General features: G+C 56.7%; 13 protein-coding genes and 1 pseudogene. 4 read left to right on the top strand and 10 right to left on the bottom strand.

Going from position 1 to position 14527, the window contains the following annotated elements; genetic code table 11:
* The 3 genes from EEQ99_RS34920 to pseC all read left to right on the top strand — a co-directional run.
* Positions 1-225, top strand: a 225-nt coding sequence (locus EEQ99_RS34920) for a hypothetical protein (protein ID WP_210212250.1), incomplete at its 5' end; no start/stop codon positions are given.
* A 318-nt stretch (positions 226-543) separates the two neighbouring features.
* A complete protein-coding gene (pseB, locus tag EEQ99_RS25445; protein WP_047613721.1) occupies positions 544-1542 on the top strand; it encodes a UDP-N-acetylglucosamine 4,6-dehydratase (inverting) in 999 nt (332 codons plus the stop codon).
* Complete coding sequence (gene pseC / locus EEQ99_RS25440; RefSeq protein ID WP_127431273.1) at positions 1539-2708, top strand: UDP-4-amino-4,6-dideoxy-N-acetyl-beta-L-altrosamine transaminase; 1170 nt, start codon at positions 1539-1541, stop codon at positions 2706-2708. The genes pseB and pseC overlap by 4 nt, the downstream gene beginning before the upstream one ends.
* Before the next feature lie 32 nt (positions 2709-2740).
* Here the strand turns inward: pseC and pseG are convergent, their stop codons facing one another.
* From pseG to EEQ99_RS25400, 8 genes are read right to left on the bottom strand one after another with little or no spacing between them, the layout of a single operon-like run.
* The gene (pseG, locus tag EEQ99_RS25435) at positions 2741-3853 is read right to left on the bottom strand and encodes a UDP-2,4-diacetamido-2,4,6-trideoxy-beta-L-altropyranose hydrolase (RefSeq protein ID WP_127431272.1); all 1113 of its coding nucleotides are present in this window, start codon (positions 3851-3853) and stop codon (positions 2741-2743) included.
* A gap of 53 nt (positions 3854-3906) precedes the next feature.
* Entirely contained in the window at positions 3907-6255 is a 2349-nt protein-coding gene (locus tag EEQ99_RS25430; RefSeq protein ID WP_127431271.1) for a hypothetical protein, read from the bottom strand.
* Positions 6255-6644, bottom strand: coding sequence for a GtrA family protein (locus EEQ99_RS25425; RefSeq protein ID WP_047613713.1), 390 nt, complete (start codon positions 6642-6644; stop codon positions 6255-6257). Before EEQ99_RS25425 ends, EEQ99_RS25430 begins: the two co-directional genes overlap by 1 nt.
* Positions 6645-6673: 29 nt before the next feature.
* Positions 6674-7954, bottom strand: a complete 1281-nt coding sequence (locus EEQ99_RS25420) for an NAD(P)/FAD-dependent oxidoreductase (RefSeq protein ID WP_063476380.1) — start codon at positions 7952-7954, stop codon at positions 6674-6676.
* A 10-nt stretch (positions 7955-7964) separates the two neighbouring features.
* On the bottom strand, positions 7965-8897 hold the full coding sequence (locus tag EEQ99_RS25415; RefSeq protein WP_047613711.1) for an NAD-dependent epimerase/dehydratase family protein: 933 nt from the start codon (positions 8895-8897) through the stop codon (positions 7965-7967).
* On the bottom strand, positions 8897-9634 hold the full coding sequence (locus EEQ99_RS25410; protein ID WP_210212249.1) for an SDR family NAD(P)-dependent oxidoreductase: 738 nt from the start codon (positions 9632-9634) through the stop codon (positions 8897-8899). Before EEQ99_RS25410 ends, EEQ99_RS25415 begins: the two co-directional genes overlap by 1 nt.
* Positions 9635-9644: 10 nt before the next feature.
* Positions 9645-10979: an FAD-binding oxidoreductase gene (locus EEQ99_RS25405; RefSeq protein WP_127431270.1), complete on the bottom strand. Its 1335-nt coding sequence runs from the start codon at positions 10977-10979 to the stop codon at positions 9645-9647.
* Positions 10976-12436 carry a UbiA family prenyltransferase gene (locus tag EEQ99_RS25400; protein WP_063476377.1) on the bottom strand — a complete coding sequence of 487 codons (1461 nt, stop codon included), beginning with the start codon at positions 12434-12436 and terminating at the stop codon, positions 10976-10978. The genes EEQ99_RS25405 and EEQ99_RS25400 overlap by 4 nt, the downstream gene beginning before the upstream one ends.
* 146 nt (positions 12437-12582) lie before the next feature.
* Here EEQ99_RS25400 and EEQ99_RS34880 point away from each other — a divergent pair.
* A pseudogene (locus EEQ99_RS34880) lies at positions 12583-12860 on the top strand (transposase family protein); the annotation flags it as partial.
* 26 nt (positions 12861-12886) lie between these two features.
* Here the strand turns inward: EEQ99_RS34880 and EEQ99_RS25390 are convergent.
* Together EEQ99_RS25390 and EEQ99_RS25385 are read right to left on the bottom strand one after the other, a co-directional pair.
* Positions 12887-13612 (bottom strand): ABC transporter ATP-binding protein, encoded by a 726-nt coding sequence (locus EEQ99_RS25390; protein ID WP_244604846.1) that lies wholly within the window; start codon positions 13610-13612, stop codon positions 12887-12889.
* A gap of 30 nt (positions 13613-13642) precedes the next feature.
* A complete protein-coding gene (locus EEQ99_RS25385; RefSeq protein ID WP_127431268.1) occupies positions 13643-14464 on the bottom strand; it encodes an ABC transporter permease in 822 nt (273 codons plus the stop codon).
* Positions 14465-14527: the final 63 nt, after the last annotated feature.

Here is a 14527-nt window from a genome sequence, read left to right as displayed (position 1 = left end):
GCTGGCCATGGAAAGTTCCTCTCGTTGAAGGGAACTCAATCGTCTGGCAACAGCCTCTGCCTGCCTAGAACTTCAGATAATCACACCAACCTCACCGCGCGCACCCTCCCGCGAAGCGGGTTCGTGCATGGGGGCGCAAAGCTGCCGGTCGCTGTCCGGCTGCCTCACCACAAAATTGAGGTCCTAAAGCGGAAATTATTGCCGCTCGACCGTCCGGTTGACTGATGCCCAAAGCCAGGGCACAAAGATGGCATCCACGGTCGCTCGCGATGGGAAAACAGAGGGAGTTTTAAGGACTTTCCGTTAAGTCTCTGAAATAATGTGAGAATCCAGGTTCCCCAGCCAAAATTTTCCGAGGACGAATTCATAGGCCTACGACAGCTCCGCATGTGATTTGCGGTGAGCAAACGACAATGTCTGCTTGCCTGGCTGGCAGCTTCGTCGCCACTCAAGTCGGACTGTATCGACGTCGCAAACCCTTGCTTGGCCGAGAACGCGTCGTTAGAAGATTACGATTAAATGATGTTGAAGAGAACGTGAATTATGCTGACAGGTCAATCGATCCTCATCACCGGCGGCACCGGGTCATTCGGCCATGCATTTCTTCCAATGACACTTGAACGTTATAACCCGCGCCGCATCATCGTGTATTCACGCGATGAAATGAAGCAGTGGGAAATGGCCAAGAAATACAGTGCCGACAAGCGAGTACGCTTCTTCATTGGTGATGTGAGAGACCGAGAGCGTCTGTACAGGGCGCTCGACGGGGTCGATTACGTCGTTCATGCCGCGGCAACGAAGATAGTGCCGACAGCGGAATACAATCCCTTTGAGTGCATCAAGACCAACATCAACGGCGCCATGAACGTCATCGACGCCTGCATAGACCGCGGAGTAAAGCGCGTCGTTGCACTCTCGACCGATAAAGCCAGCAGCCCGATTAACCTGTACGGAGCAACCAAACTCGCTTCCGACAAGCTTTTTGTCGCGGGCAACTCATATTCGGGCGGCAATCGCACACGCTTTGCGGTGGTTCGCTATGGAAACGTCATGGGCTCGCGCGGCTCGGTCATTCCGTTTTTCCTCTCCATCAAAGACAAGGGTGTGCTGCCCATCACCGACTCGCGCATGACCCGGTTCATGATCACGCTTGAACAAGGTGTGGAACTGGTCTGGCACGCTTTCGACGACATGGAAGGCGGCGAGATCTACGTCAAAAAAATCCCTTCCATGAAGATGGTGGATCTCGCCGCCGCCGTTGCACCGGAAGCTCAGATCGAAATTGTCGGTATCCGCCCAGGCGAGAAACTTCATGAGCAGATGATCGGCGAAGAAGACTCCTTCTACACCTACGAATATAACGATCATTTCAAGATACTGCCGGCCATCAATAATTGGGGCACCAGTGCCGAGCGCATAAAGGACGGGGTGAAAGTCGCGGAAGGCTTCAGCTATACCAGCGACAACAATAAGGAATGGCTGAGCGTTGGATCTCTCCAGACCTGGATCGAAGAAAATCGTCTCAAGATCGGAATGATATGAGTTCCTCCATTCCCTATGGCAGACAGGATATCAACGATGCGGATATCGACGCAGTCGTCGCCGTTCTGAGATCTGACTTTCTGACGCAAGGCCCTGTCGTGCCTCGTTTCGAGCAGGCCGTCGCATCCTATTGCGGCGCACTCCATGCTGTTGCGGTGAACAGCGCGACCTCGGCGCTCCACATTGCCTGCCTCGCTCTCGGACTTGGCCCCGGTGACTTGCTTTGGACAAGCCCGATCACCTTCGTAGCATCCGCCAATTGCGCTCTATACTGTGGCGCTGATGTCGACTTCGTCGACATCGACAAGGACAGCTACAATCTTTCGCCGGCAGCGCTCGAGCAAAAATTGTTGGAAGCAGAGCGAAGGGGACGGCTGCCGAAGGTGGTCGTCGCAGTCCATCTGACCGGGCAGCCCTGTGACCTTGCGGCGATCCATGCCTTGGCGCTTCGTTTTGGCTTTGCCGTTATCGAGGACGCATCGCATGCGATTGGAGGTCGCTATCTCAACGAGCCTATCGGCAACTGCCGCTATAGCGACATTACGATATTCAGCTTTCATCCCGTGAAAATCATCACCTCGGCAGAGGGCGGAATGGCCGTTACCAACGACCCCGAACTCGCCCACAAGATGCGCCTGCTGCGTAGCCACGGCATCACCCGCGAACCCGACAGGATGACGCAACAGCCGGACGGGCCATGGTACTATCAGCAGATAGATCTCGGCTATAATTACCGCATGACCGAGTTGCAGGGCGCGCTGGGATTAAGCCAGATGGATCGTCTGGACAGCTACGTCTCCAAGCGCCATCAATTGGCGAGACGTTATGACGACGCGTTCAGCGACTTGCCTGTGATCACGCCCTGGCAGCATCCTGACGGATACTCCGCGCTGCATCTTTACGTCATTCGTGTCAAATCGGGAGAAATCGGGAAGAGTCACAGGGACATTTTCGACGCGATGCTGATGCAAGGCATCAATGTGAACCTCCATTATATCCCGGTGCATCTGCAGCCGTATTATCAACGTATGGGCTTTCAACGTAACACTTACCCGGAGGCTGAATCCTATTATTCAGAGGCCATAACCCTTCCGATGTACCCAACGATGACTGATGCGCAGCAGGAGCAGGTCATCGTGGCGTTGCGGGAAGCCGTTACCGCATAAGGCTGCCGATCATCCCGATCAGGGACGGCGGATTACCTGGCAGGCGGCACGCCAGCCATCTCGGACGCCACCTTCACTGCCCCCAAACCATCAATTCCTACCGCAGAGACGCGCTCCACCATTGCCTCGAGGCCATCGCCGATGAGAGCCGATAGGGCTTTCGGCAAGCTTTCGGCAAGGGATTCGGGACCGTTCGGATCCAGTGCGATAACAGCCTTTCGCGATGAAAGCGCGTGAGCGCTTTGCCTTTGATTATCCGCCAGTATGACAGTGAGGCTGGGCAAGCCGAGACAGCAGCGCTCCCACGCGCTGCCGCCGGCGGCGCCTATCGCGAGATCGCTATCTGCCATCAGCAGCGCCATATCGGTCACGTCAACACGGACCTTTGCCGGCCAGGGCATCGACCGCGCCAAATTGCGCACACCTCTCAGCCATTGCGATTGAGAACTCATAACGACCGTAATCTGGCACGATGGAGATAGCGGAGATCTCTTCAACGCCTCCAGAATGTCCGATGTCACGTTGTTCCTGTCCACTCCGCCCATGGTGATAAGAAGCTGCTGCAGTTGCGGCGTTCTCCGGCGGGCCAGGCTGTAGTGTCGCAACTCAGCAAATTCCGGACGCAGCAACGCATAGCCCGGACCCAACAGAAGTCTGCAATTGGCAGGTACTTTGCCGGCATACTTCTGCTCATCGGTTCCGAGGTTTTGATCCAGCAACAAGTCGCAGTCGTGGACGCGATCACCGAGATCATCGATCACCATCAGGCGATCGCAGAACGGGCGAAGCCTTTTTTCCCAGCGGAAATCGATTGCGTAATGGTCGACAACGATCCAGGACCATTGCCCGCTTCTGCTCAGCAGCAGGCATTGATCTGCATCGGTTTCCTGAGCGACGCCCAGCCAGCCGGCGTGAGACAAGACAGGTTCGCCATCGGTAACATTTTCAGAGCCGCCATCCAACCTGACCAGGATATGCCCGGCATCCTCAATCAGCCTTCCAAGGCTTTCGAGCATGAACCTCGCGGCAAAAACGCAGCGGTAGCCGTTGGCCTTCAGAGTGTTCGCCAAGGTCAGGCACCGCATCACGTGGCCTGCTCCGATGTCAGCGGACGCGTCAGCACGAAAGAGAATTTTCTGCGTCATTTCACAGATCAAATCCCGATCTTGGGCGCCTGGATCTTGCATCACCGACTACCTTATTTTTCTGCGACTGAACTCCAGTAACTCCAATCCCAGGCACATCCGGCCTTGCACTCGGTTTCAAGCGTGATCTCGTGAACATCAGCCGGTACGGCGAAACTCTCTGTCTGCTCGCCGCGATCCGCCTCTACAGCGGCTGGATCGAGACATCTTTGTGCTAGGGCCTGTTTTCCATTTCTGGCGAAGAAACATACGCCATCCGTGTGACCGCCATCTTGCCAGCCGCCAGGCCGTATGCCGAACGAGAGCGATAGCTTTGATGAGGGCGTCACCGGTAGACGCAGTACAGCCGGCGCATGGGCCAGCAGTCCCTCGGGCACCCGAGAAACAGTCGCCCCATTCAGCGCATTCGCGCGTAAAAGCGGGAGAATTTTTTCATCGCGCAGCAGGGCGTTTTCGATGATCGGTCCGCCGGAAGCCTTTCTGAGGACATCCTTGTCGAGCTCGGTAAAAGTCACCGTAATCGCCGATTGATAGAAAAGACCATGCCGGACCCCCGACTTGATTTTGACCGACTGCGCGTGCCTGAGATCCGGGTAATCCGAGTGCCCGGAAGAAACCTTCAAGTATGCGACAGGGTCGACAACCAGCGGTGAAACAAGAAAACCATCGCCTGCCATCCCGGGTATCAGCCGGTAGACGCCGGTCGATCCATCGGAATAATTGACGGATATCTCAGACATCGGCGGTCGGTAGATCAGCTCCGCCAGGCGCCCGAGAAGGGTCGGCCGCATGTCGACTGCGATCATGATCGGGTTGTCTGTTTTCGGCAGCTGAACGTCCTGGCCGAGTTCCGTCTGAACTTCGATATCCTGCTTTTTCACGCCCGATACCGCGGTCGGACGCTTCCGCAATATGATCTGCCGATCGGTTTCGATAAAAGGCTCATATCTGGCAAAAAATAGCGGCCACAGCGCTCCCTCGGCGGAAGCCGGATGCCGTCCGTCGATCGAGCCTGGGGCCATGATCAGGTATTCCGGTGCTTCAGGGCCGTCATAAAAGGCTCGAACGCGCTCAATCAGTTCTGGCGTGTAGGAGGTATATTCCTGCACAGTCGGACGAGGACGGTAGTCGAGGCCATTCCCGATGACATCCGATTGCTCTGACTGGATGATATCAACGGAACCGTTCAACGCCGGCAGCGGCGTTTTTTGGCGAATGGCAGCCAGAGAGGCGGCATTCTCCCCTTTAAGCTTATCAAGCCAAACGGTTGGCTGAAACAGAAACTCGCGTCCTCGGACCAAGCCTTCGGATATCTGTTGCGGCAGTGTCCGAATATTTTCTGAAGGCAACATCTTATAGGCGACATAAAGGGCGGCATAGCTCGGCATAATGCAGACGCAGGCCATCGGGATCAGGAGCTTTTTCCACCGCGTCCCTACGTAGGATGCTGAAAATCCGACCGCCGTAATCACCATCGCCAACGCGCTCCAGGAGATAAGCGTATGGAGATCATGGCGAACAAGCCCAGCCTTGAAGGCAATGAAAAGAAAGCCGGCAATGACGAGAGGTCGGGCGATGAGGATGTCGTAAGGTATGCTGCCAGCCCGCGATGCGGCATCACGAAGAAGGACCACGATGAACACCGCCGCGATTGCGAGCCAGATCGCAAGATCCGCCACGAAGACGGACAGGCTCATTGCGCTGGAATAGCCCCCGGAAACCTGCAGGCTCGCGACCAGGAACGCAGGCAACTGCGCCAGAGGCTGGCCGGAGATAAACAGGCCCGTGTAGAGCCCGGCCACCATCACCAGAAAATGCAGCGGAACTCGTCGGCGACGCACCGCCACGACGTCAAGCAGCAGCATGGCCAGTATGGACACCGGGAATGTGGAAAACTTGGCGAGCGCGAGTATGCCCGATAGATACGCGCCTGCAATCGTTACGGGCAGCCCCCGTTTCGAGTCATTCTCGAACCCGTATAGCGCGCCCAGAAGCGGCACGAGCAGCAGCAGGGTGTCCTTGGAAATCATGCAGATAGACACCAGGACCCAACCTGAAATCATGCTGAGGACGTTGCCGGATGCGGAAAAAAGCAGGCCTAGCGCAAGAGCCACGAAGGCGACGATGCCAAGGGATATAATCGCCACGGCGAAGGCGGTTATGGGCTCGAACTGCTGGGTATAGAGGCTGGATAGAGGGCCACCGGTAAAGACGAGATCTGTGCCGAACAACAGGTGATGTTCGACACCGTAAGCCAGAGCCGCCTGCCACGAAGGGTCAAGGCCTGACCGCACCGGATGAAGGGCGAGCGGCTGAAACTTGAGATAAAGACTGACGAACAGAAGCAGAAAACCGACTGCAGCGATCCACCATGTTTTTCCCGGTGCAGACGTCTTCAACATCACCGATGGCTCCCGAACGTAAAGTATTTATGGAGAAAGTAACTTGTTGCTATCGGGCTCAGGACGCCGATGACGTGAGCGACTGTTTCCGCATGGAAATTAAACCCGACAAGCGGAACGACGAAGTGGACAAGTCCGACGCTCACAAGCCAGACCTGCGCGAATGCCACGAAATTGACAAGGCCGAACCGAATATATTCATGGCCGACATGCCGCCCCGACTTCTCGAAGACGAATATCTTCATCAGCACATAGGCTGTCGACATGCCGATCAGGTATGCCAGCACGATGGCCGGCGTGTAGTCCATAATCGTCGACAGCGCGATCCGTGAAAGAATGTTGGCCGCCGCCGCGATCCCGCCTGATACTGCAAATCGGACGAACGGCATCGAGAAAAGGCTGACGACCCCGTCCCTTATCAAGTCAATGCCTCCGCCATATTCCGGCCGTAGCGGACACTTTCAGCAATCCCGCGATCCTCGGGATAGTAATAGCAGGTGTCGGCAATCTGCAGGCCGGCGATCGGCGTCTGGATCGGCGGCAGCTTGTCGAGGAAGTTTGGTTCGCAGACAGGCTGCGCGTGTTTCAGCCGCCCGACCTTGGCCTCTATGAGATCGTCCCGGGTGATCGCTGGATTGACCTTGCGCAGATAGCCAAAGGCCTCCTCAACGAACTGGCTATCGCTCCATTGCCACTTCGCCTGGCTGGTCGGCATATAATAGGGAACATAGACGATCGTGTTCTCGACCGGCCGCAAGTTGGAAAACTCGATCAGTCCCGGAATCTCGATGCTTTCATCGACGATATTGATCCAGAAGTTCCGGCTGATGGATTTCTTCAGTTTGAACAGCAGGCAGACGACGCCGATGTTTCGGATGGCGTCGTATTTCGCTTTCGACGCTTCCGGCAGAGACGGGACAAGCGTGGAGATATAAGGTGTCGGCACAGTCGAAATGACGGCGTCCGCGGGGAAGAATTTTCCCGCCGCCGTCACTCCCGTCGTCCTGCCTGCCTCGGTCTCGATACGCTCCACGGGCATCCCGAGATGCAGACGGCCGCCTTGCGTCGTGTAGGCGGAAACAAGGGCGTCCACGAGCGTCTGGCTGCCGCCTTCGATGTAACCCAGTTCCTCCTGAAAGAGGGAACGCCGCGAATTGCCAATGCGCCGGACCCGCGTGGCAATCCAGGATGCGGATACGTCGTTTGCGAGCTCATAGAACTTCAGTTCCATGAGGCGCTTCCAGAGCGTGTTGTACACTTCCCGCCCCGAACCGCCTTCCAGCCACTCTCGGGCGGACTTGCTTTCGATAGAAGCGAAGCTCTTCGCCTTCGTGGTCAGGAACATCTGCAGACCGGTGCGAATCTTGGCAATGAGGCTGAGATGCGGGAATTTCAACAGACTGATCGGATCCCCCCAGGAATGGATCTGTCCCTTCATGTAGTAGCCCATCGATGTCGGCCGCCAGCGCATGCGATCGCCGATACCGAGTTCCTTCATCAAGGCAAACGTCGGTTCATCCGATTTGCATACGAAGTGGTAGAACCGCTCGATCGACACGCCGCCGAAATCGAAATGCGCCGCCATCCCACCCGCGACGCTATCCGCCTCGATGAGATCAACGTCGTGACCTAAACTCACAGCTCTGTGCGCTGCCGCCAGTCCCATGGCGCCAGCGCCTATAACCACAACCCGGCTCATCTCACGTCTCCTAAAACTCCAATACGATGCTGCTGTAAACCGGATCCAGGTAGCTTTGGCGGATCGCTTCGCGCAGCGGCGTCGGTGAAACATCGAACAATCCCGGCCAATCGATGACCGGAAACGTCTCAGGGATGACGAGAGCCTCAAGCTGACTGGTCGTAAAGGGAGGCTTGCTGCTGAACTTGCCGTAGACGAACAGCAACAGCCAGAACAGCCGGTAGGGCACCCTGATGATGCGTGCTCTCGGCTTCACGGTGTCATGAATCATTCGAATCACGTCGCCGTAGTAGATCTGCTCCAGCCCCGATATGTCGAAGCTCCCGACCGGCTTGTTGCGCAGCGACGAAATGATAATGGCTGCGAAATCGCCGACATACAGCGGTTGGCGGATGAATTTTCCGTCGCCGGGGATAGGAAAGACGGGCACACGGTCCATGAAGCGGCGAAGCCAGCCCAGATGCTTCCGGTCGAACCACCCGAACATCAATGTCGGCCGCAACACAACATGCGGGATATCGGTTACAGTGTCGATCAAACGTTCCTGCGCGGTCTTGGAGCTTGTATAGAAGTCCTCGGCCTTGGAATGCACCACGGATGACGAGATGTGCACGAAATACGGGACGCCGTGCTTGCGCATAGCTGCGACAATCTGCTCGGTGGCCACGACGTTGTTGTCGATAAATTCCTGCTCGTCGAGGCCGCCGATCTGCGCCTGGTTCAACAGAACGGCAGATGCGTCGGCAAAAGCGTCCTTCCATGGACCGTCCACCGCAAGATCGGCTTCGATCACCTCGATTTCGGGATGAAGCCGGCGAAGCAACGCGGTATTGCTCGGATGTTTGTCGATGCCCACGATCTGCAGGCCGGGCTCGCTCTTCAATCGCGCAATGACGTTCTGACCGACCAGACCGGCTGCGCCGGTAATGACTATCTTCGACATCAGATTTCCATCCGGTTGAAAATGGCGCTCGGAAGGTTCCGAATGATCAACATGATGTAGCGCCAGAAGCCCGGAGCATACGCCACCGGGCCGCCTCGATACGCACGGGCATGAACGATTGCCGCGACCTGCTCCGGCTTGGCCCAGAGCGCACCCTTGCGGTTCATGCCCTCGGTCATCGGTGTCATCGTCGGACCGGGTTTGATGAGCACAGCCCGCGGCCCCTTATCGGCAAAACGATGCGCTATGCCGACAACCAGCGCCTCCAGACCAGCCTTCGACGCCCCATAGATGAAGTTGGCTCGGCGGCCCCTGTCGCCTGCAACCGAACCGATGACGGCGAGCGTGCCGCGGCCCTGCTTCTCGATAATGTTGGCCGTCGCAAGGCACCACGCGGCAGCCGAGTTGAAATTGACCCGCAGGATCGTTTCCGCCTCAGTCAAATCGCGCTCGGCCTCGCCCTGATTGCCGAGGATGCCATAGGCCAGGAGAACGTGATCGACGCCGCCAAGCTGCCTGACGAATGCGTCCAACCGCTTCTCAACGTCAGCCGGGTCGCCGAGATCGCTGATGGCGACTTCGGCGGTCTCCGCGCCACGCATCTTCAGATCCGCGGCAGCTTGCGCCAGACGATTTTCGTCCCGCCCGACCAGCAGCAGGTTTGCGCCTTCTGCTGCATAAAGCCTCGCGGCCGCAGAGGCGATCGCCGAGGTGGCCCCTAAAATGATAACCCGCAATGGAGCCCCCTTACTCTTGCGATACACGCTTCCAGAAATGCGAACTGAACCCGCTATCTACGTATTTGGCGAAGTCCTGCCAAGCCGGATAACCGGCCTTGAACATTCGTGCCGGCATACGGCCATCCTTGGCAGGGTAGAGCCGACCACCCGCTTCCAGCACGATATCATCGAGCCGAGCCATCAGCCTCGAGGTGGTCTCGCCATGATTTGGAAAATCCAGCGCCAATGTCGTTCCCGGTCGCGGGAAAGACAGCATTCCGGGCGAGGAAATCGCGCCGAATGTCTTGAGAACGGCTAGAAACGACCCCTGCCCGCTGGCAGAGATGGTCTTTAGCATTTCTTTCGTAGCGTCTTTCTCGACAGCCGGCGGTACCACCGACTGAAACTGATACATTCCCTTGCTGCCATACATCCGGTTCCAACGCCCGATGGAATCGAGCGGATAGAAGAACTGATATATCGGTATGTTCTGCCTCCCGGCCTTTCGCTTGCCGTTCCAGAAATACAGCGAATTGAAAGCGCTGATCGAATAACGGTTCATGCAGAGGCTGGGAAGGCTGAGCGGCATCGTGAACTTGGTGTTCCCGCGGCCCGGCAGGCGAGAGCCGGTCTTTGCGTGGTTGCCACGCGTGAAAATTCCGCGGCCCAGGGATGCGCCTTTTGCGAGGCAATCGATCCAGGAGACCGTGTAGTCGAACGCGTTGTCGCTCTCGGCTGCCAGAGAGAAGAACATGTCGAGATTGTCAAAGGGAATGTTTTCGGCTTCCATGACCGCGCTCTCGATCGGCAGGACTTCCAGTTCAACCCAGGTTATTGCACCGGTCAGCCCCAGGCCGCCGATCGTCGCAGAAAACAGCTGGGGATCGCTTTCGAGCGTTAGCTCAAGTTCCTCGCCGTTGGAGCGCATCAACCCGATCCTGCGGACCCAGCGTCCGATGGTGCCGTTGATATGATGGTTCTTGCCGTGAACATCGTTTGCGACGGCGCCGCCCATCGTCACGAAACGCGTGCCGGGTGTCACAGGTAGAAAGAATCCCTGGCGGACGATGACCCCGAGCAAGGCGTCGAACGACAAGCCTGCTTCCACCCGAACAAGGCGACGCTCTCGATCAAAGTCAATGATCCGGTCGAGACCGGTCATATCAATCAATCCGCCTTCGGGATTGAGGCCACTGTCACCATAGGAGCGACGCAGGCCCGTCGCTAAAAGCGCTCGCCCTTCCTGGCGGCCGGACAGCACGATGCGGGCAAGCTGGTCTCGCCAGGCAGGAAAAGCCGCATGGTGTTCCGCCTGCAGCACATTACCCCACGAACGGACGTCGGCCGGCTCGAATCTGGTCATAGTGCGGCCAGGAACAAGATCGCAACCACGACGCCGAGACCAGCGCTGATACGGTCGCGAATGGCAAAGCTGACCGGGTCGTCGTTCATCTTCCCCCGGTGTGCCAGAAGCCAGATTCTGCCAAGCCAAATCGACAGCATGATAGGAATTCCACCCAGGAAATGCGGAGAGGAATAGGCTTTGCCAGGCAGCATTTCCTGCAAGACGAAGATCATCAGGACGACGAGCGACGCCAGGGCGGTGCCGATACCGAGCGAAAGCGTCAAAGGCGCGTCCTCGATTTCGTAACCGCGACTCTTGAGACTCAGCGAGCCGCTGGTTGCTGCCCGAACAATTTCCGTATGACGTTTTGCCACGGCCAGCGAAAAGAACAGGAACACGGCAAAGGTCAGCAGCCATGCCGGCTTCGAACTCTCGAGCAAGACCGTCCCCATGATGAGGCGTGTCGTGAAAAGTATGCCGATAATAAGAGTGTCGAGCAGAGGAACCCGCTTCAAGCCCAGCGAATACGCTCCCGTTATCACCAGATACGCAAGGAGGGCGAGCGTGAATTGCGGGGACAGCAAGGCCGCGAAAAAGAAACCGCCTACCAGCAGCCCACCCGCGAGCATGAAACCGGCCCGGATAGACAGCTTGCCGCTGGCCAGGGCCCTGTAGCGTTTCGACCAATGCTGACGATCCGTATTGAGGTCGGCAATGTCATTGAGCAAATAGGTGGCAGAGGTGACCGCCAGGAGACAGGCGAATGCTGAGACGGTTTGCAGAATGAGTAAGAGGTTGGTCCATTCATGGGCCAGAATCAATGGAACAAAAAGCAGAACGTTCTTGGTCCAATGATGAACGCGGATGGCCTTCAAGAACTCCCTGAACTTCAGTGACGGCGAATGAAATTCGGCGATCACCGGCAGGTTGCGCCGCTTGAGCTCCCGCGACACACTTTGACTGACGCCGGCGGGCACGACGCCCTTTGACGCCTGCCATACAGGCAGGTCCGCCGCATGGTCACCGACATAGATGAAGCCGTCAGGAAAGCGACCTTCGAGATACAGCGCCTTGGCCTTGCCTTTCAGATTTGAGCTTGATGAGCCGACGGCCGAGGCGAATATGCCGACTCTTTTCGCAACCGCGTCTACCACGGATTGATTCGCGGCCGAGCAAAGATGGAGTTCATGCCCCTCTTCTGCCTTGCTGCGCAACCATTCGACGAGATCCTCCCGAAGCGGTAACACCTCGTGGGTCAAGTCGACTTCTTTCGCGAGCGCAGCCTTCAGTGCATGGCGGCCGTTCACGAGCTGTCTCAGCGCGTGAAACAGAACCAGCGGTTTACGGAAAAGCGCAACCGCAGCGGACTCATGCAAGGTGTCCGACAGGATCAGCGTACCATCCAGATCCACAATGATAGGCAATTTCGATTCTGGGTTCAGACAACCGTCAAACAACTGATTTGAAGTCTCCATGACCACCTAAGTCTATTTTTCTGCCGACCATTCGCTATACGGAATCCCAAGACCCAATATCAACAATGATTCTGGCCTAGGACCTGTCACGGGGGTCCAATAACACACCAATCGGGTTGTGGCGATCTGCGACGCCCAACCGAAGCGAACTGTTCGGCGACATGGAACAGCATGTTTCGTCGCTAAAGCCGGTGGCGCCAAAAGGGTGTCTGGTGGCGTTTCCATGAGGCGATGTCGGACGACGGTGTTTTCGAATAGCTGATTGTCGATAGCACCATCATTCGCGCCCACCAGCACGCTTCCGACGAGAAAAGGGGCTGAAGATCGGGCCCTTGGCCGTTCTCACCACGGCTTGACCGCCAAAATCCAGATGGCCGCACGTGGCCTTGGATGTCCCGTTCGTCTCGTACTGACCGCCGGCCAGATTATCGAGTAACGCGCTGGCTGCACCTATCCGAGCGACTTGGTGTAAGCTGCAAGGACATCGTCGATAGGGCCACGCATCCGCATGCGACCGTGCTCCATCCAGAGGCCCTCCTTACACCATGCCCGTAACAGATCGTTCGAGTGAGACGCCATCACCAGAATTCCGGCGTTGGAAATGAAAGTGCGCATCCGTTCCTGCGCCTGGGCAAGGAATGCCGCGTCGCCTGCGCCGATACCCTCATCGATAAGCAGTATCTCCGGCTTGATCGATGTCGAGATTGCGAAGGCAAGCCGTGTCGACATGCCGGCGCTGTAAGTGCGAAGCGGCATATCGAGAAATTCGCCCAGCCCCGTCAAAGCACCGATCTCTTCTGCGCGGGCCTCGATCTCCTTGCGGCTGTATCCGAGATACATTCCCCGCAGAATGATGTTTTCCCAGCCACTTGCCTCGACATCCATACCGAAGCCAATGTCGAACATTGATGCGACTTCGCCGTCGATCTCCGCTGTTCCGACCGACGGTTCGTAAATGCCGGCCATCACCCGCAGGATTGTCGATTTTCCTGCGCCGTTGTGGCCGAGCAGGCCAAGGCGCGTGCCATGTTCGATATCCAAAGTCAGACCTTCGATCGCTCGAATCACGACCGAACCGGTGCCTTCACGGGGCTTTATCTGCCCGCCTGTGGCTGAAGCGAGAATACTATTCTTCAAAGAACGATGGCTGGCACCGTAGATCGGAATGTCGACCACGACATCCTTCAGAGAAATTTTAGCCAAGGATTAGCTCCAATAGACGACGCGTGCGCGGTAACGGGCGAAAAAGACCGTAGCGATCGCACCAAGGGCAATCGTAATGCCGACACTCGCCGTCCAGTTGAGTAGAGTGCCCGTTTTTCCGAGCAACGGATCCCGGATGATTTCGATAAAATGATAGAAGGGATTTGCGGTCAGGACCCATGCGCGGCTTGGCATCTGGTCGGCGCTCCAGATGATTGGGGTCATGAAGAAAATGATCTGCATAACGCTTCCAATGATCATCGGCACGTCGCGAAACCGCGCGCATAACGGACCGAGTATCATTGATATAAAAAATCCACTTAAGATAACAAGAAAGAGCGCCGGAAAGAACAGAAGGACATTCCAGCCCGGATTCATCAGGAATACTACCGCGATAATTATATATATTAGAAAATTATGCACAAAAACCAGAAGCTGACTCCAGATGAACTGGAAGATAAACATGCTGACCGGCATCTTGATCTGCCGCATGGCGCCACCGGCAACGGCGAATATCCTGCACGCCCCGATGATAATTCCGTTGATCAGGCCCCAGACGATGAGACCTATCGCAAGCCTGGGCAGGTAATTCGCGACATCGATCTTCAATATCTGGGAATAAAGCACACCGAGACCAAGAACCATCATTCCCATGGAAAGTGTCAGCCACAACGGGCCTATGATAGAGCGGCTGTATTGCGACTTTATCTCTCGCCAGCCCAGGTATAGCCATAGTTCACGCTGGTCGAACCCGCTACGGATATCATCCAGCGCACGCATGGTATTGCTTTTAGCTCGCGTCGCCATCGTGCTCTTCTCGATCATGCTGTTCCATCGGTGTCTCCTGGCGCATGCGCCGTGACCGCTCGATGGCAATAATAAACTTCA

The organism is Rhizobium anhuiense (assembly GCF_003985145.1).
Taxonomy (GTDB): Bacteria; Pseudomonadota; Alphaproteobacteria; order Rhizobiales; family Rhizobiaceae; genus Rhizobium; species Rhizobium anhuiense.
Note: the sequence above shows the minus strand (reverse complement) of the source record. Positions and strands in the feature narration are given on the sequence as shown.